A 22,558-nucleotide genomic window follows, 5' to 3' on the forward strand; every position below is an offset into this window, starting at 1 on the left:
CTCGCCAAGGGCGAACTGGCCGGCATCGTCGCTGACGATCACCGTCCCGGGCAGCAGGCCATGCGCCTTGATGGCACCCCAGAGCGCGCCTTCGGTGGCCAGGCGCGCTGGTGCGAGACTGCCTTCCATGCCGCGGATGTCGAGCCGCTCGAGATGCGCAGCCCAGGCCGCCTGGTCGGGAAAGACGCGCTGCGGATCGCCTGCCAAGCGTGATCCTCCCCCTTTGAAGTGGTCCGCCCTGAAGTATGACTTCGAGTCGGAGGAGGACCGAGATGGCGAGCAAGAAGCACCGGCCTGAGGAGGCCGTAGCCAAGCTGCGGCAGGTGGACGTCCTGGTTTCGCAGGGGCAGTCCGTGGCGGAGGCGATCCGGGCGATTGGGGTGACCGAGGTGACCTACTATCGCTGGCGGCGGGAGTTCGGCGGGCTGAAGTCGGACCAGGTGAAACGGCTGAAAGACCTGGAGATGGAGAACGCCCGGCTGCGCAAAGCGATCGCGGACCTGACGCTCGACAAGCAGATCCTGGCGGAGGCCGCCCGGGGAAACTACTGAGCCCCGCGCGCCGGCGCGCCTGTGTCGAGCACATCGTGCACACGATGGGTGTCTCCGAGCGCCGCACCTGTGCGGCGCTCGGCCAGCACCGCTCGACCCAGCGCAAGGTGCCGCGGGGCCAAGACGACGAAGCGCGGCTGACGGCCGACATCATCGAGTTGGCACGGCAGTATGGCCGCTACGGCTACCGCAAGGTTACGGCCTTGCTGCGGGATGCCGGCTGGCTGGTGAACGCCAAGCGGGTGGAGCGGATCTGGCGGCGCGAGGGGCTGAAGGTGCCGCCGCGCCAGCCGAAGCGCGGACGGCTGTGGCTGGTCGACGGCTCCTGCATTCGGCTGCGCCCGGAGCGGCCGAACCATGTGTGGAGCTACGACTTTGTCGAGGACCGTACCCATGACGGACGCAAGTTCAGAATGCTGAACCTCCTCGACGAGTTCACTCACGAGTGCCTGGCCATCCGGGTAGGGCGCAAGCTCAAGGCGACAGACGTCATCGACGTGCTGTCCGACCTGTTCATCCTGCGCGGCGTGCCCGGGCACGTCCGCTCGGACAACGGCCCTGAGTTCGTGGCCAAGGCGGTGCAGGGCTGGATCGGGGCGGTCGGTGCCAAGACGGCCTACATCGCACCGGGCAGCCCGTGGGAGAACGGATATGTGGAATCGTTCAACGCGCGTCTGCGCGACGAACTGCTGGATGGCGAGATCTTCTACAGCCTGCGGGAAGCCGAGGTCGTGATCGAAAGCTGGCGCCGGCACTACAATACCGTGCGGCCACATGGCGCGCTGAGATACCGACCGCCAGCACCGGAGGTCGTTCTGCCAGTTCTCGCCGCTTGGCCGATGGCGCTACGCCGACCGGCCTTGCCAACCACACAGGTCGTGGCGCCCAGGCCAACGCTGAACTAACATTCACTGCGGACCACGCGATGGGGGCTGATCAGCCTTACCGCGGCTGAGCGAGCACCCAAACGCGTAGTGGAACGCGTCTGACATTTGTACCCGAGCCAACCGCCGCCACGGACGGAAGAAAGGCACCGAGCCCTCGCTACCCCGTCAGTTGGGCGCCAGTCTGATCCTTTGCCGCCCTCGGGAAGAGCCAGGCGGACAGGAACCACGCCCCGACGAAGGACCCGGTCAGGACGACCGTCGAATGCCCGCCGATCAGGGCGGCCACCGCGACTGAAAAGTGGGAACTCCCGTTGCGACCATAGCACGCACCATTCCACGAGGCTGGAACCCCCGCGATGAAAGCGCCGACGATCCCGATCGCCAGCACGCCGAAGAACACCAAGCTACGGGAATCGTCCTCGCTGCCGATGATGCCAACTGCGAGATTCATCCAGGTCATTAGGTAAGGATGCACCTAGTGCCACTGCCACGGCTGCCCGGTAGGCCTGCTCCGCGTCGTCCGCACCGCGAGGTCCAGGGCCCCAAGTGGCACGGCCAGCATCACTCCGAAAACCGCGGAATCTGATCCGGTCCACCGCACCTCTTCGGTGAACTGCATCGCCATCAGCGGCGCAAGCAGCAGCAGCGCCGCCCCGCCCCAGGCCACAACCCGCCATATAACAATATGCCCTCCGTTGCTACTGTTCTCGGCGTCTCCTGCCATGGCTCTGCTTTCGATCCTTCGGTGCGATCGGCGCTACCGGCCCGCTTCAGGTCCTGATGCAGCAGTGGCGCACCTTGTGTGGCGGGGGGCAGCGTAGCAGGTCACGCGTCGGCGGGCGCTAGGTGGAGTGGCTGCGGGCCGAGGGCGTAACCGGTCAGGCGGCCTTGTCGCTGTTGGACGCCGCGGCGAGCTATGCTGCCTCCATGTACCAACGCCGCCAGCGATTGTGGCCTTTCGCCCCATCCTCAACTACCCTGCTTTCGGAAACCACCCGGATCGAGAGGATGCCCCAAGCCTCCCGACGGCTGTCGCATGACTAAGGAGGCCGAGCTCCGGACCGAGCGGGTTAGGGCCGCCTTCGAGCAGATCCCGGTCGCCGCGCTCGCCACGATGACCAACGCTGCGATCATGGTCGCGGTCCTCGTAGCGGACGGGCAGGGCGACGGCGCCTACGTGTGGCTGGGTGCGGCCGTGCTGGTCGCGGCGGCCCGGCTCGCCGCTTGGTGGGCCTACCGCCGCGCCGGACCAGCAATCGCGCAGCACCGGCGCTGGTCCGCGGCCAGTATCTGCGGCGCGCTCGCCACGGGGCTGCTCTGGGGCGGGGGCTCGCTCCTTCTGTTCCCCCAGGCCGAGATCCACCAGCTGTTCTGGGCATTCGTGATTGCCGGCATGTGCGCCGGTGCTGCAGCGCTGCACTACGCGCACCTCCCCAGCGCCCTCGCCTTCATCATTCCCGCCGGTGGCCTCCTGGCTATTCGGTTCGCCCTGGAGGGCTCGGGACGCCGGTTCGCCGCGGCCGCCATGATCGGCGTGTTCCTCGTCGTGCTCGTCGTGACCGTCAGGCGCTCAAGCCGGTACTTTGGGGAAACCTTACGACTGCGCCTCGACCTCGCGGAGCGTACGCACGAGCTGGACGTCAGCAACGCCAAGCTACGGATGGAAATGGCGGAGCGCCGTGCCACAGAGGCGAGTCTCCGCCATGCCCAGAAGATGGAGGCGGTGGGGCAGCTCGCGGGCGGCATCGCACACGACTTCAACAATGTCCTGCAGGCGGTCTCCGGCGGCATCGGCCTGATCCGCCGACGCGCTGGAGACAGGGCGGCCGTCGAGCGCCTGGCAGGCATGGTGGAGGAGGCGGCCCGGCGCGGCGCCTCCGTCACACGCCGCCTGCTGGCCTTCTCGCGCCGCGAGGAGCTGCGCCCGGCTGCACTGGATGCCGCCGAGCTCCTGGGCGGCCTGCGGGAGGTGCTGTCGGCCACGCTCGGGCCTCGGATCCGGGTGGAGGTGGATGCGGAGCCAGGCCTCCCGTCAGTGTTGGCCGACCGCGGTCAGCTGGAGACGGTACTGGTGAACCTTGCGACTAACGCACGCGACGCCATGCCGGACGGAGGCACGCTCACGCTGTCTGCCCGCATGCAGCAAGGAGAGAGCGAAGGCGGCCCCGACTGCCTCAAGGAGGCCGGCCCGTACGTGCACCTCGTCATCGCCGACACCGGCCAGGGAATGAGCGCGGATACGCTCGCGCGGGCATCCGAGCCCTTTTTCACGACCAAGTCCCAGGGGCAGGGCACTGGGCTCGGGCTGGCCATGGCGCAGAGTTTCGCCAAGGGGTCGGGCGGGGCATTGGCCATCGCCAGCGAGCCGGGCCGGGGCACAACAGTGTCGCTCTGGCTGCCGGTCACTGACCGGGAGCCGAGCCATCATCCCAGTCCCCCGTTGGCAAACTGGATGCCTCCGACCGCAGGGCCAGGCCGGCGCCCCCGCGTGCTCCTGGTGGACGACGAGCCGGTCGTGCGAGAGATCCTCGCGGCCCAGCTCGGCGAGGCTGGATACGAAGTGGCCGAAAGCGGGGACGGCGCGGCCGCGCTCGACCTGTTGGACCGGGGCGCGCCTTTCGACATCCTTGTCACTGATCTGGCGATGCCGGGAATGGACGGGGTCGCCCTGATCCGGGCGGCGCAGGGCCGTCGCCCCGGCCTACCCGCGATCCTAATTACCGGCTACGCTGGCGATGCGGCTGCGCTCGCCGTCGGCGCCGCCGTCGGTGGCACCTTTGCCCTGTTGCGCAAGCCTGTCACCGCGCAGCAGCTCGCTGACCAAGTTGCCGCATCGCTCGCAACCGCGCCAGCGGCTCGGCTCGAGTGAACCGTCTGACGGGTCTAACGACGGTATCATTGACTTAAACCCGTCGTTGGTCCGTGGTGAACAGCCCTGTCCTCAGGCGATGCGCCAGTCGGCAACGCCGAGGTCCTCCCGATCGAACAACTTCGCCCAACTGTCCCTCGGCTCCTTGCCCTGGGGCTTGCGCGCAGTTTCCCCTGACCATCTTGTCCAGCAGCTGCCCGACCAGGCCGAGGGCATCGACCTGGTCGTCGTGCTTGCGCGCCAGGAAGGTCAGCAGCTCGGCCTGGAAGGCCTTCCGCCAGGGCGCGTGCCGCAGCAGGTGGCGCCCTGCTGCAGCGGTCTGAGGGCGCCTCCATCGGCCCGGCCGCTGAGGGAACTGGCTGGCGTGCCGACACGGTCCGGGGCTTCTTCAGCAAGCCGAAGAAGCACCAGAGCATTTTGGTCGAGGCCGCCGAGCGCGTCCGGCAGGTCGGGCCCGGCAAGGAGGGCGCCAAGGGCAGCGAGACTGTCTTCCAGTTGGTCGAGGCCCAATAGCTCCGCAACAGAGTTCAGAGAGCGCTCTGCCCAACCATCACGCAGACTCAACTAGCTCTATCTCAACCATACATGTTGTGGTCTCGCATCAACGGCTGGGCCCCTCCGTGACCGAGTTGCGCAATCCGCCGCTCACTGCTGACCACGAACGTGCCGACCGTTCCACGCCCGCGACCTCACTTAGATCGCGTGTTTGGGACAATCGCCTCGCCGTAGTCTGTGTGGCGGCACTTCTTTCGGCCTGCTCGACCGACTCCCGGCACGCCGCATCCAGCAGCCCGGCCACGGGCTACGCGCGGCCGTCGAGCTACGACCCGCCAGGTCCGCCATCGGACCCTTGGGGGCCTTACATTCGAGAGGCAAGCCGACGCTATGACGTACCTGAGAAGTGGATCCGCGAGGTGATGCGCCAGGAGTCTGGGGGCCGTGTCTCCGCCACCAGCCGTGTCGGCGCTTCCGGCTTAATGCAGGTCATGCCCACGACCTACGCAGGTCTGCGCGCCCGGCATCGCCTCGGCAATGACCCCTATCACCCCTACGACAACATCATGGCCGGCACGGCCTACATTCGGGAAATGTACGAACTCTACGGTTCGCCAGCCTTCCTTGCGGCTTACAATGCCGGCCCACGGCGTCTCGAAGAATACCTCTACTCGGGCCGTGGCCTTCCGGAGGAAACCCGGCATTACGTCTCCCGGATCGGTCCGGCCATCGCTGCGTACCACCCCCGCCGTCAGGCCCCACCCGAGGTGATGGCCGCCGCTGAGATCCAGCTCCCAGTGCCGCCAGGACCTCGTCGGGGTGTCTTTGGTCCAAACCCGACGGCCCTCGCCGTGGCCAGAGAGGAGCGGACCCGCGTTTACGGCACCGAGGGCGGTGGCGGTTACACCTTTGCTTCTACTCAGCAAACCTCGGTTGCGCGTCCCGCCACGCCGCAGTTCATCACCGTCCCGGCGTCGATCACACCGTCCGGTGCCGGAAGTTCCTCTATCATCGGCGTCGGAACGCAGGATCAAGCTCCGCGACCCTGGGCCACGCCGGCCAGCGCACCCCACTACCCGCCTGCTGCCGAATCATCGGAGAGTAGCTTGGCACCGACCGGCCTCTTTGTCGGAGCGGCGAGCGCCTCAACTCTCTCGAAGCCTGTCCCGGTCGCCCGCCGGCCGGCACCGGCCTCGATTGCCCAGGCGGCGCGGGGCGGGTGGTCCATCCAGGTCGGCGCCTATGCCCTGGAGGGCACCGCCCATGTTGCCGCAGAGGCGGCTCGTGAACACCTCCGGCTAACCGACGCTTTACTGGCCGTCCAACCGACCTCCGTCGGACGTACGGTTCTCTGGCGGGCCCGCCTTGGCGGCTTGACCCGGGAGGTCGCGGAGGATGCCTGCATGCGCTATCGCAGCGGCGAATGCTTAATCGTCCAGCCAGCCGGTTAGCCGCGGTGAGGCCGCAGCGACATGACCCTCAGCCAGAAGCGCACGCCCGAGTGCGATCATTAGTGCCGTAGCAGCATTGATCTACTGCTCCGGCCGCTGCTTGGCAGGGTGGATGGTGCCTCGCCGGTCGGGTTGCTGGCCAGGTTGTCCGTGCGCCACCTCAGGGCCTGCTAGCGTTGTCAATCAGCTAGCGGGTGCGGCTGCCATGCGCCAAGCCGGCACCCGGCCACGCAATGCGAGCCAGCCCCCGCGGCCCATGAGGAACAGATCGGCGGCCATCGCCGGAACCGAGCCAACTGTGAGGTTGTGCGCGAACCAGGGCACCGAGCAGGCGAGGATCAAGGCACGGAACCGGGTTTTGTCGGTTTGCCAGCGGCCGCAGCAGGCAATCGCCGTTCCAGTTGCCGCAAACAGCGAGTGCCAACCCTCCCACGACCACGCTGTCAGGGCCGCCACTGGCAACAGAGCGAAAACGTAAAGGGAGCGCGCAACCCGTACGCCTCGACTGTCCGGCGGACCGTCCAACGCGACCGAAATCAGCGCGAGCATCATGGTCAGCACGTTCAAGCCCGCAGCCGTCCAGTGCCCCTGAAGGGCCCAGTGAAGGAAGAACCCCGGTGCGGTCGAGATCTGCACCACCAACATGGCCCGACGCGTTCGCGCGAAGGACCACGTCAACGACCCGGCGAGGCCCCACGTCCCGCACAGGCCGACCAGCATATCGGCAACCATGTTCCATCGCCCCTCAGGGCCGCCCCCAGCCCCGACGGCAAAATCGCGCATGCGACATGCTGATTGCTACTAATGGTTGAGATACCTGGGTTGCGATTAAAGCATTGCTACTGCCCCGTCAGACTTAGGAGCACGGAACCATTCGCCCCGCCCGGCCTGTGGCCGATTCCTCGCCGGCTGAGACGATAAGGCAGGCGAACGCGCGGGCCTGGCCGATGTCATCGCTGGCCTCCGCTCCATCCTGGTGAAGCTCGCGCCGACACCCCATACCGGTGGGCCCCGCAAACCGCGCGAGGGCACCAAGCAGCAGCAGGTGCTCGCCATGCTGCGCCGGCCCGAAGGCGCCACCGTCGCCCAGGTGGCCGAGGTCACCGGCTGGCAGACCCACACGGTCCGCGGGTTCTTCGCTGGGCTGAAAAAGAATGGCATTGAGGTTGGCGTTCTGGGGCGGGCCCGCCAGGTCGGGCCTGACAAGGCCGGCGCCCAGGGCAGCTACACCATCTACCGCCCGGCTGAGGCGGGCTGATGCGGCCTGCGCTGCCCCGCGGCGCCGCCCGGCTGGCGGTCGGGTACCTTTGGGTCTCCACCGCTGAGCAGGGCCAAAACGGCCTCGGGCTGGAAGCGCAGCAGGCCAGCGTGCGCGCCTATGTCGAGGCCCAGGGCTGGACCTTGGTCGCCGGGCACTCGGACGTGGCGAGCGGCAAGGACGACCGCCGGCCGGCTTCCAAGTGTCCCTGCTGGCGCCTGAGCCACTCCCCCTAATGCAAGGTGAGGTGGTGATTGGAGTAACGCAGCTCCGCCGGGCGGACCAGGGCGGATGAGACGACACGAACGGAATGCAATGGGCCTTCGATCTCCCGCTGCCAAAAGTCGAGAAAGCGGGTCAACTCGGGAAAGGCCGGGGCACGGTCTAGCTTCTGCCAGATGAAGGTCTGCAGTACGCCGGGGTGGTCAGGCAGGTGGTACAAGATTTCGGCGGTAGTCAGCCGCCAATCAGGGATCCGGACGAAACTCTCGAGTTTCTGCAGCATTTGCCGCCTCCGTTCCTTCCCCCTCTGCGGGTGATGCGCATTGGGATGACCGGTCCGTATTAGCGCTGTTCACGGGCCTCCCGCTGTGACACGCGCCACAGTGCGAGCAGTTGCGGTCAGAGAACATGACATGCGGGAGAGAGTGATGCGAACGAAGGCCTGCAGAAGCCAAAAGAGAAGACTCTTCGAAGGCCTAGACTGACACCGCCAGTCGGCTTAGATTTTGGCACTCGCCATGGCCGAGTGCCAACCATCGAACGAGGTGGTGCGGGCGTCCTCCCACTTGGCGGGGCAATCGATAAGAAACCTCGGGAGAGGACCACATGAGCTTCCGTCCCCTGCATGACCGCGTTCTCGTTCGCCGTGTCACGGCCGAAGAGAAGACCGCGGGTGGCATCATCATTCCCGACACCGCCAAGGAGAAGCCGCAGGAGGGAGAAGTCATCTCCGTCGGCTCCGGCACGCTGAACGACAAGGGCGAGCTCCGTGCGCTCGACGTCAAGGCGGGCGACCGCATCCTGTTCGGCAAGTGGTCGGGCACCGAAGTGAAGCTCAACGGTGAGGAGCTCCTAATCATGAAGGAGTCCGACATCATGGGCATCCTTGAAGGTTCAGCCGCTGCGAAGAAGGCCGCCTGACGCCGGTCCGCCTTCAACAATCAACAGGAGGAAATCCGACATGTCAGCGAAAGACGTTAGGTTTGGCGCGAATGCCCGCGAGCGGATGATTCGTGGCGTCGACATCCTCGCCGACGCGGTGAAGGTCACCCTCGGCCCGAAAGGACGCAACGTCGTACTCGACAAGAGCTTCGGGGCGCCACGGATCACCAAGGACGGCGTCACGGTCGCCAAGGAGATCGAGTTGGCCGACAAGTTCGAGAACATGGGCGCGCAGATGGTGCGCGAGGTGGCCTCGAAGACAAGCGATGTTGCTGGCGATGGCACGACCACAGCGACGGTACTGGCGCAGGCGATTGTGCGTGAGGGAACAAAATCGGTAGCCGCCGGTATGAACCCTATGGACCTCAAGCGAGGCATCGACAGGGCCGTGGCGATGGTCGTCGAGGAGCTGCAGAAGAACACCCGGAAGATCAACACCTCGGCCGAGGTCGCCCAGGTCGGTTCAGTCTCGGCCAATGGCGACCGCGAAATTGGCGAGATGATCGCCAAGGCCATGGAGAAGGTCGGCAACGAGGGCGTCATCACGGTCGAAGAGGCTAAAAGCGTAACGACAGAGCTCGACGTTGTAGAGGGCATGCAGTTCGACCGCGGCTACGTCTCCCCGTATTTCATCACGAATGCGGAGAAGATGATCGCGGAGATGGACAACCCCTACATCCTTATTGTCGAAAAGAAGCTGTCCAGCCTTCAGCCGATGCTGCCGCTGCTTGAAGCTGTGGTCCAAGCCGGGCGTGGGTTGGTGATCATCTCCGAAGATGTGGAAGGCGAGGCGCTGGCCACATTGGTGGTGAATAAATTGCGCGGCGGCCTGAAGGTTGCCGCCGTGAAAGCACCAGGCTTTGGCGATCGCCGCAAAGCGATGCTCGAGGACATCGCGGTGCTCACCGGCGGTGAGGTCATCAGCGAGGATCTCGGCATCAAGCTTGAGAGCGTCACGCTGGCTCAGCTCGGCCACGCGAAGACCGTACGGATCGAGAAGGAGAACACCACGATCATTGATGGTGCAGGCGGCAAGGAAGCCATTCAAGGCCGGATTGCTCAGATTAAAGCGCAGGTCGAGGAGACCACCTCGGATTACGACCGCGAGAAACTGCAGGAGCGTCTGGCAAAGCTGGCTGGCGGGGTGGCAGTGATTCGCGTCGGCGGCTCGACCGAGGTCGAGGTGAAGGAGCGCAAGGACCGCGTCGACGACGCACTGCATGCAACCCGAGCCGCGGTCGAGGAAGGCATCGTGCCGGGCGGCGGTGTCGCCCTGGCTCGTGCCTCGAAGAGGCTGAGTGAGCTCAAGTCCGACAACCATGATCAGCAAGTCGGCATTGAGATTGTCCGTCGCGCGCTTCAGGCTCCGCTGCGACAGATTGCCGAAAATGCGGGCCAAGATGGGGCCGTGGTTGCGGGTGAGGTATTGCGCAACGGAACCTACGAGTACGGGTACGACGCTCAGATGGGCGAGTACAAAGACCTGGTCACGGCCGGCGTTATCGATCCAACCAAGGTCGTGCGCACCGCGCTACAGGGTGCCGCGTCGGTTGCGGCGCTGCTGATCACCACCGAGGCGATGGTTGCCGAACGTCCAGAAAAGCAGGCCGCGGCTGGCGGTCCCCCCGGCGGCGGCATGGGCGGAATGGGAGGCATGGATTTCTAACTCCCGCCAGCGATCCATGCGCCGAGGGCAGGCCGTGAGGCCTGCCCTTCTTGTTTGATACAACTATCTGATCGACACAGCGAATCACCGAACACTCAGCCTGGCTCTCAGGAGCTCACGTCACTTCAGGTGCTGGGCAAGGTGCTTGTTTATCTCGAACATGGTCACTTTGTCCTTGCCGAACACCTTGCGGAGCTTGTCGTCGGCCAGGATCTCGCGGCGGTTCTCCGGATTCTGCAGATTGTTGGCTTTGATGTACTCCCAGACCTTACTCACCACCTCGCCGCGCGGGAGGGGGCCGGCGCCGACGACTGCACTCAGCTCCTCCGATGGCTTCAGTGGCTGCTGAAGACCGTTCGCTTTGCCGCCGCCGGCCTTTGCCGTGGGCTTCTTCGACTTTTCCGCTGTCTTGGTTGGCATATAGCCTCCGGTCGTTGAATCATTCAGCGCACACAATGTGCGCTTTGGCCGTCTGTGCACGCCGAGCTCAATCAGCGATGCGGCAGCCATACCTCAAGCGTGTGTGCTGGTACGGGCTTCGTAGTGGAGTTCGCTGGCGGGTTCATGCCCGACCCAAGCTCGCGCACCTGCCATGAGTTTCCCCAACGCTCGCGGAACCTCGACGCGAGACGCTCTCCGTCCGCTGCATAGTTGCCTCCGACGTACCTAACCTCCCGCTTCGTCGGAACCGACGACGCAGCAGCAACTCCAGCAACCTCCAAACCCGCACGCCGCGCCTCTCCCGCGAGGCGCTGGGCGGCTTCTCGTCCGCTCGCCGAACCGGCACGATGGAAAATGAGGACCGAGGGCATCTGCGCTTCTGGTGATCGCGTCGCAGCTACGAGCTTCTCGTCTGGACTGCGGTCGGTGCCCACGCCGCAAGTCGCCAATACACTCGGATCAGCCCCGCTGCAGAACGATTGAGAAGGCACCGATGCAGATGGCTGTAGGTGCTGTCCCACAGAAGCGTCGACCTGAACACCTTGGCCGCCGTAAACTAGCGTTGGCGACATAACCGGCTCGCGCGGTGCAGCCGCCAGAAAACTCGCGCTGTCGGCCAAGGTAGGACGCCTCGACGCATTGTAGGGCACCAGCAATTGCGCGCTGATGAACCCCGTAAGCCCGCCCCAAACCATCATTGCAGCGATCAGCAGCTTGCGTCTGGAGGGCAAGCTTACCCCTCCATAGCTCAGATCTCCAAGCATCACACCCTCCCCGATGTTCTTCTTGGACGCCAGCCCCGTGATAGGCTGTCACATTTCTATAACACTGCCGTCAGGTGCCCGGGCGGGACGGAGTAGGTGGGCTTTGTCGTTGATCATGGTGTGTTGTACCTCCGCCACATTGTGCGGCGATGCTCGCCAGCGAAGCCACAAACGAGGGTCGGCTATTCGCTTTCGTCGAACTCGAGTGCGAGTTCCGCCTGGCTACGCCATGCAAGGCCATCATCCAAAAACCGGGTTGCGCAGAAACTCCATAAGGTCAGCCTGTCCATCATCGGCCGCCATTGCCCGCCCGATTGCCATCATCAACGCGACCGCGGCATCGATCTTCTGCTCCGGCCGCTGCTTCGTCGGGTAAAGGTTGCCGCGCCTATCCGGCTTGCCGACCACATTGCCCACGCACCACTCCAGCACCGGATTGCCGTCGTGCCGGAGCCGGCCAGAGCGCATCGCGGCATCGAGCTCGAGGATCGCCGGGCTGAAGTTCTGTGCGTCGCGCGGAACTCGAGCATATTCACCCCCTCGGTCCGGAGCCACTGCACCATTGTCGTGTAGCGCCTGCTATGCCGTCCACAGCTCCGGCCGATCGAAAATGCTAACCTCCTGCGCCGGGCTCTCCATCGCCCGCCCGATCGCCATCATGAGCGCGACGGCGGCGTCGATCTTCTGCTCGGGCCGAGCCTTGGTCGGGTAGAGATTGCCCCGCCGGTCAGCCTTGCCGACGACATTGCCAAGGCACCATTCGAGCACGGGGTTGCCGTCGTGCTCGAGCCGCCCGGCCCGCATCGCGGCGTCGAGTTCGAGGATCGCCGGCGAGAAGTTCGCCGTCGTCGCGCGGAACTCCACCATCTCGACGCCCTCGCCCCGGAGCCGCTGGGCGAGCTGGGTCGACTGGCACGGGTCGTAGCCGATGCTGACCACGCGAAAGCGCCGGCAGAGGTCGAGGATGTTGTCCTCGATCCGGCCGAAGTCGGTCTCGTTGCCCGGCGTGACTACCAGATGCCCGCCCGCGGCCCAGCCTGGATAGGAGGCGTTGCGCGCCTCCAGCACTGCCTCCTCTTTCAGGTAGCAGCGGGCAAAGGCGGCATAGGTCGTCTTGCCCGTGGCGGGGTCGACGCTCGGGAACACGAGGCTCAGCGCGGCAAGGTCGGTGCGGCTGGCGAGATCGAGGCCGAGATGGCAGGGCTTGCCGCGGAACTGCTCGATGTCGAGGTCCGGGTTGCGCGCCCCGTGCCAGGCCCGGGTCGAGAACAGCGCCTCGTCGGCGCCGACCCAGATGTTCAGGTGCCGGGTCTTGGCCGCGGTCTCCTGCGTGGCGTTGTTGCGGGCCTGCCGCATGATGGCCCGAATGGCGTCCGGCTGGACCGCCTGGCCCCAACTCGGATTGGCCTTGATCCAGGTGGCCTCGTCCCACGGGTCGTCCTCCGGATCGGCGGCGTAGATCAGGGCAAAGAGGCGGTCGTCCTCCTGCGTGCCGTCGAGCACCCGGGCGGCATAGTCCCAGAGCTGCCGGCCAATGCCGCTGGTGTTGCCGGTCGCCGTGCTGATCGAGAGCAGCAACGGGTGGCGCCGCTTGCCCATGGCGGTGAGCAGCACGTCATACACCTCGGAGGTCCGGTGCGAGGCGATCTCGTCGCAGACCGCGACCTGCACGTTGAGCCCGTCGAGCGCCTTGGCATCGGAGCTCACCGGCACGAAGCGCGAGGCGGTGCTTTCCTGGTAGATGGCGTTGGCTCCGGCCTGGACGCCGAAATGGTCCCGCAGCCCGGCCGAGCGGCGGACCATCTGCTGGGCGGCATCGAACAGGATGCGGGCCTGGTCGCGGGTGACCGCGGCGGCATAGCCCTCCGCCCCACCCTCGCCGTCGACGAAGGTGAGGTAGAGCGCGATCGGCGCGGCGATGGTGGTCTTGCCGTTGCCGCGGGGCACATAGACCACGCCCTGGCGGAACCGCCGGGTGGTGGTCCCGCGCTCGACGAAGCCAAAGAGATTGGCGAAGACCAGCCGCTGCCAGGGCATCAGCCGGAGTGGCTGGCCGGCCTCGGGTCCCTTGATGTTCGGTAGCAGCCCGGCGAACAGCATGGCGGCCTCGGCGAGGTCCGCCCGGAAAGCCCAGGGCCCCTCGCCCCCTCGGCAGCAGCCAGGTCATCGAGAAAGCGCGTGCAGGCGAGGCGGACATGCTGCCCCGCTACGACCTCACCGGTGGCGACGGCCCGGGCATAGGCACGCGCCTCGGCGACACCGGGGCAGGGTTCAGCCGGCGGCATCCCGGCCACCCTGCAGGACCCGGAGGCGCATCCAGGGCTCGTCCTCGGGACGTTGGGCGGCCTGGCCCGGGGCAAGGCGCGGGCGGGCAGCCGGCGAGAAGCCGAGTTCAGCCGCGGCGCGCAGCATGGTCTCGGCGGCCTGGCAGATGATGCGGAGGTAGGGCGAGGCAATGGGCTGGCCGTCGCGGCCCTTGGTAAGCAGCGGCAGCGAGGAGCCGGCATCGAGCCTGGCCTGCTGGATCATGGCGGTGCGGTGCCGGTCCTCGGCCTCGACCCAGACCGCCAGCATGGCGCGATCGATGCTCTTGAGCAGCCCGGCCGGGGCATGCGCCATGGCATGGGTCCAGCACTCGCGCTGGCCGTCGGTCATCCACTCCGGCGCCTCGGCGGCGAGGTCGGCGGTCCGACGGACTGTCCTCGGCTGAGCACGTGTGGATCGTCCGTGCTCTGGTAGAGTGGGCATGGACGGGCCGACTGGTGCCGACATCCGGCTGCGGGTGGAGGGGGCTGGCTAGCCTCGTCAGGGACCTCACCGCCATCGCGCCCAGCGCGCTGATGGGCGCAGCATGAGCATGGCGACCAGCATCACGGTCCAGGTGCCGTTGGCCATCCGGCATCGGCCGGGGCGGAAGACCGTGGTGATGCCGGTGGAGGAAGGCGCAACGGCTGTAGCCATGCGAGCAAGTCGCCATTCGGCACCCAGCAGTGCCTTTGCCGTCGCCAGGCTCAGGCGCCACGGCCTTGCTACTCGACCTTGATGCCAGCGAACTTGATCACCCGCCCCCACTTCTCGATCGCCGCAGCCAGAATGGCCTCGAACTCGGCCGCCGTGCCGCCGACTGGCGTGCCGCCGAGGTCGAGGATGCGGGCGCGGACCCCGGGGTCCGCGAGGCCCTCGTTCAGCTCGCGGTTCAGCAAATCGACGATGGCGGCCGGCGTGCCGCGCGGCACGCCGATGCCTGCGAAGCCGGTCGCCTCGTAGCCCGGGACGAAATCCGCGATCCGCGGAACGTCCGGCAGCACATCGAGCCGGGCGGCGGTGGTGACCCCGAGCGGCCGCAGCTTGCCGGCCCTGATCTGCTCGATCGCTTCGGACAGCGGACTGAATACGAGTTGGATGTGGCCGGCCATCAGATCGGCGACCGCGGGCGCGCCGCCGCGATAGGGCACGTGCAGCAGGTTCACGCCCGTCATCATCTTGAACAGCTCAACGGTGATGTTCTGCGGTGTGCCTGTACCGGCCGAGCCGTAGCTAATGCTGCCAGGCTTCGCCTTGGCCGCGGCGATCAGCTCTGGGATGCTGTGCACCGGATAGGCCGGGTTGACCACGGCGACATAGGCCAGCCGCGCCGCGCAGACCACCGGCGCGATGTCGCGCATGAAATCGAAGGGCAGGTTTGAATAGAGTGCAGCGTTGATGGCGTGGGGGGTCACCACTTGGAGCAGCGTGTAGCCATCGGGCGCGGCCCGGGCGACCATCTCGGTGGCGATGTTTCCGCTGGCGCCGGAGCGGTTATCGACGACGTATTGCTGGCCGAGATGGTCCGACAGCCACTGCCCCATCAGGCGGGCCTGGATGTCGGTCGCTCCGCCAGCGGCAAAGCCGACGAGGATGCGCGCCGGGCGTGACGGATAGGCCTGCGCCCGCGACAAGCCCGGCACACCGGCGACGCCGAGGGTTGAACTCGCGGCCAATGTCACAAATGCACGGCGGGTGCTGGTCACGATGTCCCCTCCCTCAGTCTGTGCCAAATTGCGGACTGTCCGTCCGAAGTCTTCTTGTCGCGGGAGGCTACCGGCTCGGTGAACAGGTCTGCAAGAACGGCCAGTGCGTGTTCGAAGAAACAGCTTCCACGCTCGTGTAACCGCGCCGTGCTTGGTTGACCGAGCCGCGCCGAAGCATACCGTTCCGCTTAAAGGCCGAAGGAGGGGCGGCGAACGCTGGGTTCTCCAGGCGTAACGCGAGCGCGCTCCGGGTTGTCCGATGGTGGGCGCCGCCATCCAAGACCAATCTTGCCAAGTGCAGCGGCCGCAGTTCGTATTTTTCGTCATCGCACTGAATACTAACCCGTTGGGAGGTAGCTATGAATCGGGACACGATCAACACCGGCCGAAGCTGGCACGCAGTCGGCGGCGGGACGCGCCGTGCCTTGCTGGGCATCGTGGGCGCGGCCTGCGCTGCAGCGACTACACACGCCCAGCGCCCCACTTGGCCGACGCAGCCAATCCGCTTCATCGGGATCTTCCCGCCCGGCGGTGGGACCGACATCCTCGCGCGCATCTGGTGCAATCGGATGGCCGAGATCACCGGCCAGTCCTTCGTCGTCGAGAACCGCTCAGGTTCGGGCGGGAATGTGGGCACGGAGGCGATCGCGCGCGCGACCCCGGATGGCAATACAATCGGGCTCGCCTCAGTCTCCTCTCTCTCAATCGCGCCCACCCTCTACCCTCGGCTGCCCTATGACGTTGAGCGCGACTTCTCATACATCTGCGGCCTGTGGCAGCTGCCGAACCTGCTCATCGTGCGCCACGGCATCCCGGCGCACAGCGTCCCCGAGCTGATCGCGCTCTGCCGGCGCGAGCCCGGCCGGTACAGCTTCGGGAGCTCGGGCGCCGGCACCACGCTCCATATCGCGGGCGAGATGTTCAAACACATGGGCCAGGTGAACATCCTGCACGTGCCCTACCGTGGGGGCGCGCAGGCTTACAACGACCTCCTGGGCGGCCGTGTCGACATGGTCTTCGGCAATATCCCTGAGGCGCTGCGCCTCTCGCGCGAGGGGCAGGTGAGGCCGCTGGCTGTTACGGGAGCGACGCGCAGTCCCCAAGCGCCGGAGGTACCGGCCATGGCCGAGTTCTTGCCGGGCTATGAGATCAACTCGTGGGGCGGCGTGCTCGGTCCCGCGGGCATCCAGACCGCCATCGTCGAGCGGATCGCCGAGGTCGGTCGCGAGGCGGTCGAGAGCGCCGAAGTGCGTCGCCGCTTCGAAGAGGCCGGTGCCACGGTGTGGTGGACACCGCCCGCGGGCCTCGCAGAGTTCCGCCGCGAGAACGAGGCGCGCTTCGCGCCGCTGGTCCGGGCTTCGGGCGCGCGGGTGGAGTGAACAGCGGTAGGAACGCCGCTTCTGATGCCTGAAGCCGGCGTTTCAATAGGTCCCGGTCTTCACCGGCTGGGGCGCTGGGGCCACCGCCGCCTCACCTGTCAGCATGGCCCGCATACCAGCCCCGTTCGTGCGCCACCAGTTGTACAGAATCCGCACATCCCACCCGATGCAGAAATGCTTTACTCCCATCTCCAGGTATGGCTTCGCGCCCGAGATATCCCCCAGCTCTACGCGCGGGTGCTTGCCCATTTTCAGCGCTGTTTCGATAGTCGTACGCTCGGCCTTGACCACGTCAGGGTGCGATCGCTGTCCGGTCAGTCCCAAGCTCATCGAGTAGTCGGATGACCCGAACTGCACCATGTCGATGTCGGGGACCGACAGGATCGCCTCCAGGTCCTCCACACACTCGCGCTTCTCGACCATGATGGCGATCACCACCTCATTCCGCGCATCCGATTGAGCCGCTCCCAGGGGTGGTCAGAGCAACTGCAGACTCTGCTGAACGCCAGACCTGTTCCCTGCTACCTGCATGTCCAGCCATCTCTCGATCGCTGATACGACGTGTGCTTGCTCGTTGGCCGTCAGCACCCGGCCGGCGGGGATGCCGTGCCATTTGGCGAGGCAGCCCCGGCAGCACGTGGCGGTGGCGTGCTGGGCCAGGAATGCCGGGTGCCCGCGAAACGGCGTCTGCTTGCCGTCGTTTGCCGGATGCGCCGGTGCAAGGCGCTGGGCGATGAAGACGCGGGCGTGCGCCATGACGGTCTCCTTCCCTCTAACTCGTATGTATTCCCGCTCGCGCTTGGCCAACGTAAAACGCTGCCTGAATGCCGAGCGCGCCAGCCGGGCGAAAACGTCATCCAGGTCCGCCAGGGCGCCCATCCCGTTCCCGACGCCTCGCCGTTAGGAGGGCCGCACGCCCCAGGGATAAGGCATGCTGCCCTTCATCAGTCCGGTGATGGATTTGCGGTAGGCAGTGCGGATGAAGAACTGCCCGAGGGGGATAGTCGCCACGTCGTCTTGCGCCAGCTTGTTGATCTCATTGCCCAGCGACTTCTGGCGCTCCGGGTCGGGCGCATCCATCCAGGCCTGGACCAACTCCTGCATGCGGGGGTTCTCGTACCAGCCGAACCATCCTGACCGGCCCGGCCCCTTCACCAGGGAAGACACCGCCGGGTTCAAATACGCCAGGGACGAGCCGTAGGTGTGGAAGATGCTCCAGCCACCCTGCTCAACTGGCTCCTGGCGTACACGGCGCTGGACAACCGTGCCCCAGTCGCTCTCGGCAAGGTCGACGTTCATGCCCAGCCGGCGCAGTACGTCAGCCGTGACCTGGCCATGGGGACCGATCAGCGGAAAATCCGTTGGGTTGATGATGGTCACCTTCTCGCCGCGATAGCCGGAGGCAGCGAGCGCGGCCTTGGCCCGATCCAGACTGCGCGGCGGCCTGGTGAGTTCCGAAAGGTCTTCCACTCCGAGCGGCGTGCCGCAGGGGAACAGGCTCCGGCACTCGCGCCACACCGATTGGTCGTCACCGAGGATCGCGCGCATGTAGTCGGCCTGGTTCACGGCGAGCGCCACGGCCTGCCGTGTTTTGGGATTGTTGAATGGCCCCTGTAGGTGATTGAGCCGCATGAGGCTCATGAAGCCGGCGGGATTTAGCACCTCGAGCGTGATATTGCGGCTGCGGGCGAGCGTGGGGATGAGATCCGAAAGCGGCTGCTCCACCCAGTCGACCTCGCCGCTCTGGAGCGCGGCCGCGGCGGTAGCAGGGTCGGGCAGGATATGCCATTCGATGCGTGGGAAATGCGCGACCTTGCCGCCCGAAGCCCAATCGGATTGCTCCTGCCGCGGTACGTAGCCCTCGAACTTCGTATAGGTTACGCGACTTCCCGAGACAAACTCGTCCTTCGAGAAGCGGTACGGACCGGACCCAACAACTTCGCTGACTTGAGCATTTGCATCGGTCGCGGCCAAGCGCTCGGGTATGATGAAGGCCACGTTGGCGTCGGGCTTGGCGAGCGCCTCGAGCAAGAGCGGGAACGGTCTGGTCAGCCGGATTTCCAGCGTGCGATCGTCGGCGGCGCGCCAGGCTTCCACAGCTGGCGCCAAGAGTTGACCAAACGGGTCGCGCTTTGACCAACGCGCCAGGCTCGCGGCGCAATCCTGGGCGCGCACGGGCTCGCCGTCATGGAAACGGAGCCCCTCCCGCAGACGGATGCGCCACACCCGACTGTCGTCCGAAACCGTGTGCCCCTCGGCCATTTGCGGCTGCGGCCTGAGTTGCCCGTCTACGGCGTAAAGTGTGTCGTAGACATGGTACCCGTGCATTTGGGTCACGATCGCACTGGTCCAAATAGGATCGAGCGCGGTGAGGTTCGCCTGCGGCACGAATCGCAGCGTGGCAGCTTTTGCCGGTTGCGCGACGGAAGGCGAAGCGAGCATGGCACCGCCCAGTGCAGCGATGCCCCGGAACAGCAACCGGCGTTCCATGGCGTCCATTCTTCCTTCCCTAAGCAGTCGCCGAGGCTAGGAGGAGCTTCAATGGAACGTCAATTGGGCAGAGCGACCGCCTGTTCCAGGCGCAATCGTTGCAGTCAGCGCGTATCAGCTACTAAGGTTACTTTGGGTAATCCCCGCGACTCGTAGGTTGTTCTGCGTCAGCCTCACTAAACCGTAATCGCGAACGTTCAGATTGCAGGTCCAGTGCCGAGGTTCACCTGTGTAGCCTGCCACTCGTTCGGGGAAGAGACGTCGGCTGGAATGCTGCGAGTTCTAGAGTGCGTGTCAGTTGAGCATGACCACCGGCTTGTCGTTCTGGCCGTCGTGGTCTGCGGTGTTGCCTGCTTGGCTGCCCTCAACATGTTGTCACGGCGCGAGGCGGCCTCCGGATGGGCACGAACGGCTTGGCTAGCCGGGGCCGGGGCTGTTTTCGGATGCGGTGTCTGGGCCACTCATTTCGTCAGCATGCTGGCTTTTCAACCCAGGCTGCCCAGTAGCTACGAAGTCATGACCACACTGCTGTCGGCAGCAGTGGCCTCCCTCGGCGCCTGGGCTGCTTTCGCAACCGCCGACGCCCTGCAACAACGCCAAGGTCAACTCTTAGGAATGATGGCAGGCGGGCTGCTGCTCGGCGGGTCGATCGCCGCCATGCATTTCATAGGCATGGCAGCGATGCACCTCCCGGGCACAATCCTCATTGATCCCGATTTGGCCGCCACGGCGGTGGCCATCGCACCGCCACTCGCTGCGCTCGGCCTTGGGCTTGGCGCCTGGGGCGCCCGCCTGCCCCGCCGTCTCGGCGGCGCCACACTTCTTTCGCTCACCGTCCTTGGCATGCACTACACGGCCATGGCAGCGGTAGAGATCATTCCCGTTCCAGGCGGCACAAGCGTTCCAGAGTTCCGATTGGCGAATGGTGTCCTGATCGCGGGGCTGCCAGGTAGCGGCGGCCTTATCCATACAGGGACGCTCGCCATTGCGGTTGTCGGAGCCAGCGCCGTGATTCTCGCGTTGAGCCTATCGGGCGCGCTCGTCGACCAAATCCTCACCACGCGTTCGGCGAGAGAGGCGACGCGACTGCGCCAACTCGCTGGGGCCGCGCTCGAGGGCATAGTGATTCACCGTGACGGGACCATCCTAGACGCCAATGCGGCTTTCTGCCGCATGGTTGGGCTTGCCCATGGACAGGTGGTCGGTTGCGACGCGGTCGACCTCGTGGACGCGGCGGACACGGAGTTGGTACGCGGACGTCTTCGTCAGGGGGCGACCGAGATGGCGGAAATCCGCTTACGCGCGGCCGACGGTGCTGTTCTACCGGTCGAGGTTGTGACCCGCCCGATCGAGCATGATGGTCGACCAGCCACCGTAACGGCCCTGCGCGATATTTCTGAACGGAAGCGCGCCGAGGAGCGCATCCGGTTCCTCGCCCACCACGATCATCTGACCGGCCTGCCCAATCGCGTCCTCCTGGACGAGCGGCTGCGGCAGGCGCTGGAAGCCGCCGTTGCGACGGACGGCTCGTACGCTGTCCATTGCATGGACCTTGACCGCTTCAAATCGATCAACGACGTCTTCGGGCACCCAGCCGGCGACCGGCTGCTCGTCTTCGCGGCAGAGCGGCTCCGCGCGGCCGTGCGTGCGTCGGACACCCTGGCGCGCACCGGCGGAGACGAGTTCGTGGTTGTGCAACCCGGTGCCGGGCGCGCCGAGGCCGCCTCGCTTGCGCGCCGGCTCGTCTCGGTCCTCTCGCAAGGCATTCAGATCGAAGGCCGAAACGTTTCTGTCGGGACCAGTGTCGGCGTGGCCCTGTACCCTGCGGATGGCACGAATGGGGAAAGGCTGCTGCGCCACGCGGATACGGCACTCTACCGCGCAAAGCGCGAAGGCCGCGGTACCTTCCGCTTCTTCGAGGAGGCCACAGACGGACGAATGCAGGAGCGCCATGCGCTGGAGCACGACCTTGGCGAGGCGCTCGCGCTCGGACAGCTCGACCTGCACTACCAACCGATTGTGGATTGCCCGACGGGCCGCCTCGTTGGTTTCGAAGCCCTCGCCCGGTGGCACCACCCTGTACGCGGTCCTGTCTCTCCCGCCGAGTTCGTGCCTGTCGCGGAGGAGTGCGGCCTCATTCTGCCGCTTGGCCGCTGGGCGCTGGAGACCGCCTGCGCAGAGGCCGCCACATGGCCGTCCGCAGCCTGCATTGCGGTCAACCTCTCTCCTGCGCAATTCCGCCAGCCCGGGCTGCCGCAGCTCGTCGCCGATGTGCTGCGCAGTACCGGCCTTCCCGCGGACCGACTCGAACTCGAAGTGACAGAGGGATTGCTGGTTGATGACACCGACCGTGCCCTCGCCGCGCTCGCCGCCATCAAGCGCCTGGGTGTCCGCCTGGCGCTTGACGACTTCGGCACGGGCTACGCCAGCCTGAGCTATCTGCGTCGCTTCCCCTTCGACCGGATCAAGATCGACCGCTCCTTCGTGAAGGGATTGGTCTGCGACGCCGACGCAACCGCCATCGTGACGGCGATCCTGGCACTAGCGCGCAGCCTTCAGCTCGGCGTCACAGCGGAGGGCGTCGAGACGGAGAGGCACCTGGCGTTGCTACGTGCCGAGGGATGCCAACGTGCCCAAGGCTTCCTCCTTGGCCGCCCGGTGCCGGCCACGCGCATTCGGGAACTCCTCGCCGTGGCACCGCATGGCGCCGCACCGCCGAAAGTTGGTGCTGCACCTGCTGGGGCGCAGACGTAAAGCTTGGGGCCTTGAAGAGCGTCAGCGACGCCCATTGGGTGAGCAATCGCTCCGCTGAATCCCGACCAGCCGGGATGCACCAGGATCCAGGAAAAACAACGCTCTAGACCTTGCTGGCAAAATCGGCCAACCCTCAAGGTCCGGAGACTCTCCGGCATTTCGGAGAGAAAACCCGCCCTCGTTCCGACCTTGCAGCATCAAGGTTGCGGCTGAAATCCGCGGGAAACCTGCGCCTCAGCGCGGTGCCCCGGTCGGGAGAGACAGGTTGTGATACCGTCTCCGGGTGATTGGCTCGCGGTGAGGGCGCTTCCCACTGGCACGGTCGTGGGTGGTAGCCTGCTCTGCCCTGTCAGGGAGCGGTGCCATGGCGCGGATCGTC

General features: G+C 66.1%; 22 protein-coding genes and 1 pseudogene. 10 read left to right on the forward strand and 13 right to left on the reverse strand.

Annotated elements, in window-relative coordinates; genetic code table 11:
- Positions 1-207 (reverse strand): annotated as a pseudogene (locus E2C06_RS29555) (IS66 family transposase); the annotation flags it as partial.
- 65 nt (positions 208-272) lie between these two features.
- Between E2C06_RS29555 and E2C06_RS29560 the strand changes: the two are divergent.
- Positions 273-1,456 (forward strand): IS3 family transposase gene (locus E2C06_RS29560; RefSeq protein ID WP_133292175.1). Its coding sequence is split into 2 segments (ribosomal slippage): positions 273-537 and positions 537-1,456, totalling 1,185 coding nucleotides; the frame shifts between segments, so codons are not numbered across the junction.
- Positions 1,457-1,595: 139 nt separating this feature from the next.
- Here E2C06_RS29560 and E2C06_RS29565 read toward each other — a convergent pair.
- Positions 1,596-1,898, reverse strand: coding sequence for a hypothetical protein (locus E2C06_RS29565; protein WP_133292176.1), 303 nt, complete (start codon positions 1,896-1,898; stop codon positions 1,596-1,598).
- A gap of 576 nt (positions 1,899-2,474) precedes the next feature.
- On the opposite strand from E2C06_RS29565, the gene E2C06_RS29570 reads away from it, so the two are divergent.
- The 3 genes from E2C06_RS29570 (at position 2,475) to E2C06_RS39835 (ending at position 6,253) form a co-directional block, all read left to right on the forward strand.
- Complete coding sequence (locus E2C06_RS29570; RefSeq protein ID WP_133292177.1) at positions 2,475-4,307, forward strand: response regulator; 1,833 nt, start codon at positions 2,475-2,477, stop codon at positions 4,305-4,307.
- Positions 4,308-4,616: 309 nt separating this feature from the next.
- Positions 4,617-4,820, forward strand: a complete 204-nt coding sequence (locus tag E2C06_RS40920) for a hypothetical protein (protein ID WP_369126549.1) — start codon at positions 4,617-4,619, stop codon at positions 4,818-4,820.
- A 221-nt stretch (positions 4,821-5,041) separates the two neighbouring features.
- Entirely contained in the window at positions 5,042-6,253 is a 1,212-nt protein-coding gene (locus tag E2C06_RS39835; RefSeq protein ID WP_277751896.1) for a transglycosylase SLT domain-containing protein, read from the forward strand.
- A gap of 183 nt (positions 6,254-6,436) precedes the next feature.
- Here the strand turns inward: E2C06_RS39835 and E2C06_RS29585 are convergent, their stop codons facing one another.
- Entirely contained in the window at positions 6,437-6,985 is a 549-nt protein-coding gene (locus tag E2C06_RS29585; RefSeq protein ID WP_165982746.1) for a YgjV family protein, read from the reverse strand.
- A 244-nt stretch (positions 6,986-7,229) separates the two neighbouring features.
- On the opposite strand from E2C06_RS29585, the gene E2C06_RS38545 reads away from it, so the two are divergent.
- Both E2C06_RS38545 and E2C06_RS29595 read left to right on the forward strand, forming a co-directional pair.
- Positions 7,230-7,511, forward strand: coding sequence for a DUF3489 domain-containing protein (locus tag E2C06_RS38545; RefSeq protein WP_206664751.1), 282 nt, complete (start codon positions 7,230-7,232; stop codon positions 7,509-7,511).
- Positions 7,511-7,747: a recombinase family protein gene (locus E2C06_RS29595; RefSeq protein WP_133292180.1), complete on the forward strand. Its 237-nt coding sequence runs from the start codon at positions 7,511-7,513 to the stop codon at positions 7,745-7,747. Before E2C06_RS38545 ends, E2C06_RS29595 begins: the two co-directional genes overlap by 1 nt.
- On the opposite strand, the gene E2C06_RS29600 is transcribed toward E2C06_RS29595, so the two are convergent.
- Positions 7,744-8,016, reverse strand: a complete 273-nt coding sequence (locus tag E2C06_RS29600; protein ID WP_133292181.1) for an usg protein — start codon at positions 8,014-8,016, stop codon at positions 7,744-7,746. The two genes, E2C06_RS29595 and E2C06_RS29600, sit on opposite strands and share 4 nt — an antisense overlap.
- Positions 8,017-8,339: 323 nt before the next feature.
- On the opposite strand from E2C06_RS29600, the gene groES reads away from it, so the two are divergent.
- Together groES and groL are read left to right on the forward strand one after the other, a co-directional pair.
- Entirely contained in the window at positions 8,340-8,654 is a 315-nt protein-coding gene (gene groES, locus E2C06_RS29605; RefSeq protein ID WP_133292182.1) for a co-chaperone GroES, read from the forward strand.
- A 40-nt stretch (positions 8,655-8,694) separates the two neighbouring features.
- Positions 8,695-10,341 (forward strand): chaperonin GroEL, encoded by a 1,647-nt coding sequence (groL, locus tag E2C06_RS29610; protein ID WP_133292183.1) that lies wholly within the window; start codon positions 8,695-8,697, stop codon positions 10,339-10,341.
- Positions 10,342-10,461: 120 nt separating this feature from the next.
- Here groL and E2C06_RS29615 read toward each other — a convergent pair whose 3' ends face one another.
- The 6 genes from E2C06_RS29615 to E2C06_RS29640 all read right to left on the reverse strand — a co-directional run bounded on the left by E2C06_RS29615 (position 10,462) and on the right by E2C06_RS29640 (position 15,556).
- Positions 10,462-10,761 (reverse strand): SWIB/MDM2 domain-containing protein, encoded by a 300-nt coding sequence (locus E2C06_RS29615; RefSeq protein ID WP_133292184.1) that lies wholly within the window; start codon positions 10,759-10,761, stop codon positions 10,462-10,464.
- 1,025 nt (positions 10,762-11,786) lie between these two features.
- The gene (locus tag E2C06_RS29620; protein ID WP_133292185.1) at positions 11,787-12,101 is read right to left on the reverse strand and encodes a terminase TerL endonuclease subunit; all 315 of its coding nucleotides are present in this window, start codon (positions 12,099-12,101) and stop codon (positions 11,787-11,789) included.
- Positions 12,102-12,125: 24 nt separating this feature from the next.
- A complete protein-coding gene (locus E2C06_RS29625; RefSeq protein ID WP_133292186.1) occupies positions 12,126-13,646 on the reverse strand; it encodes a terminase large subunit in 1,521 nt (506 codons plus the stop codon).
- A 171-nt stretch (positions 13,647-13,817) separates the two neighbouring features.
- Entirely contained in the window at positions 13,818-14,201 is a 384-nt protein-coding gene (locus E2C06_RS29630; RefSeq protein WP_165982747.1) for a P27 family phage terminase small subunit, read from the reverse strand.
- Positions 14,202-14,360: 159 nt separating this feature from the next.
- Positions 14,361-14,507 (reverse strand): hypothetical protein, encoded by a 147-nt coding sequence (locus E2C06_RS38030; RefSeq protein ID WP_165982748.1) that lies wholly within the window; start codon positions 14,505-14,507, stop codon positions 14,361-14,363.
- Between the two features lie 68 nt (positions 14,508-14,575).
- Positions 14,576-15,556 carry a Bug family tripartite tricarboxylate transporter substrate binding protein gene (locus E2C06_RS29640; RefSeq protein ID WP_133292189.1) on the reverse strand — a complete coding sequence of 327 codons (981 nt, stop codon included), beginning with the start codon at positions 15,554-15,556 and terminating at the stop codon, positions 14,576-14,578.
- 359 nt (positions 15,557-15,915) lie between these two features.
- Between E2C06_RS29640 and E2C06_RS29645 the strand changes: the two genes are divergently transcribed.
- Positions 15,916-16,935 carry a Bug family tripartite tricarboxylate transporter substrate binding protein gene (locus E2C06_RS29645; protein ID WP_133292190.1) on the forward strand — a complete coding sequence of 340 codons (1,020 nt, stop codon included), beginning with the start codon at positions 15,916-15,918 and terminating at the stop codon, positions 16,933-16,935.
- Between the two features lie 42 nt (positions 16,936-16,977).
- Here E2C06_RS29645 and E2C06_RS29650 read toward each other — a convergent pair whose 3' ends face one another.
- The 3 genes from E2C06_RS29650 to E2C06_RS29660 are packed head-to-tail and all read right to left on the reverse strand — an operon-like array spanning position 16,978 to position 19,425.
- Entirely contained in the window at positions 16,978-17,370 is a 393-nt protein-coding gene (locus tag E2C06_RS29650; protein ID WP_133292191.1) for an aldolase/citrate lyase family protein, read from the reverse strand.
- A 42-nt stretch (positions 17,371-17,412) separates the two neighbouring features.
- Positions 17,413-17,814: a DUF4186 domain-containing protein gene (locus tag E2C06_RS29655; protein WP_206664752.1), complete on the reverse strand. Its 402-nt coding sequence runs from the start codon at positions 17,812-17,814 to the stop codon at positions 17,413-17,415.
- Positions 17,815-17,835: 21 nt separating this feature from the next.
- Positions 17,836-19,425: an ABC transporter substrate-binding protein gene (locus E2C06_RS29660; protein WP_133292195.1), complete on the reverse strand. Its 1,590-nt coding sequence runs from the start codon at positions 19,423-19,425 to the stop codon at positions 17,836-17,838.
- 369 nt (positions 19,426-19,794) lie between these two features.
- Here E2C06_RS29660 and E2C06_RS29665 point away from each other — a divergent pair, with 369 nt between their 5' ends.
- Positions 19,795-22,179, forward strand: a complete 2,385-nt coding sequence (locus E2C06_RS29665) for a bifunctional diguanylate cyclase/phosphodiesterase (RefSeq protein WP_456305195.1) — start codon at positions 19,795-19,797, stop codon at positions 22,177-22,179.
- Positions 22,180-22,558: the final 379 nt, after the last annotated feature.

Origin of the sequence: Dankookia rubra (genome assembly GCF_004355005.1) — a bacterium.
In the GTDB taxonomy this organism is placed as follows: domain Bacteria; phylum Pseudomonadota; class Alphaproteobacteria; order Acetobacterales; family Acetobacteraceae; genus Paracraurococcus; species Paracraurococcus ruber_A.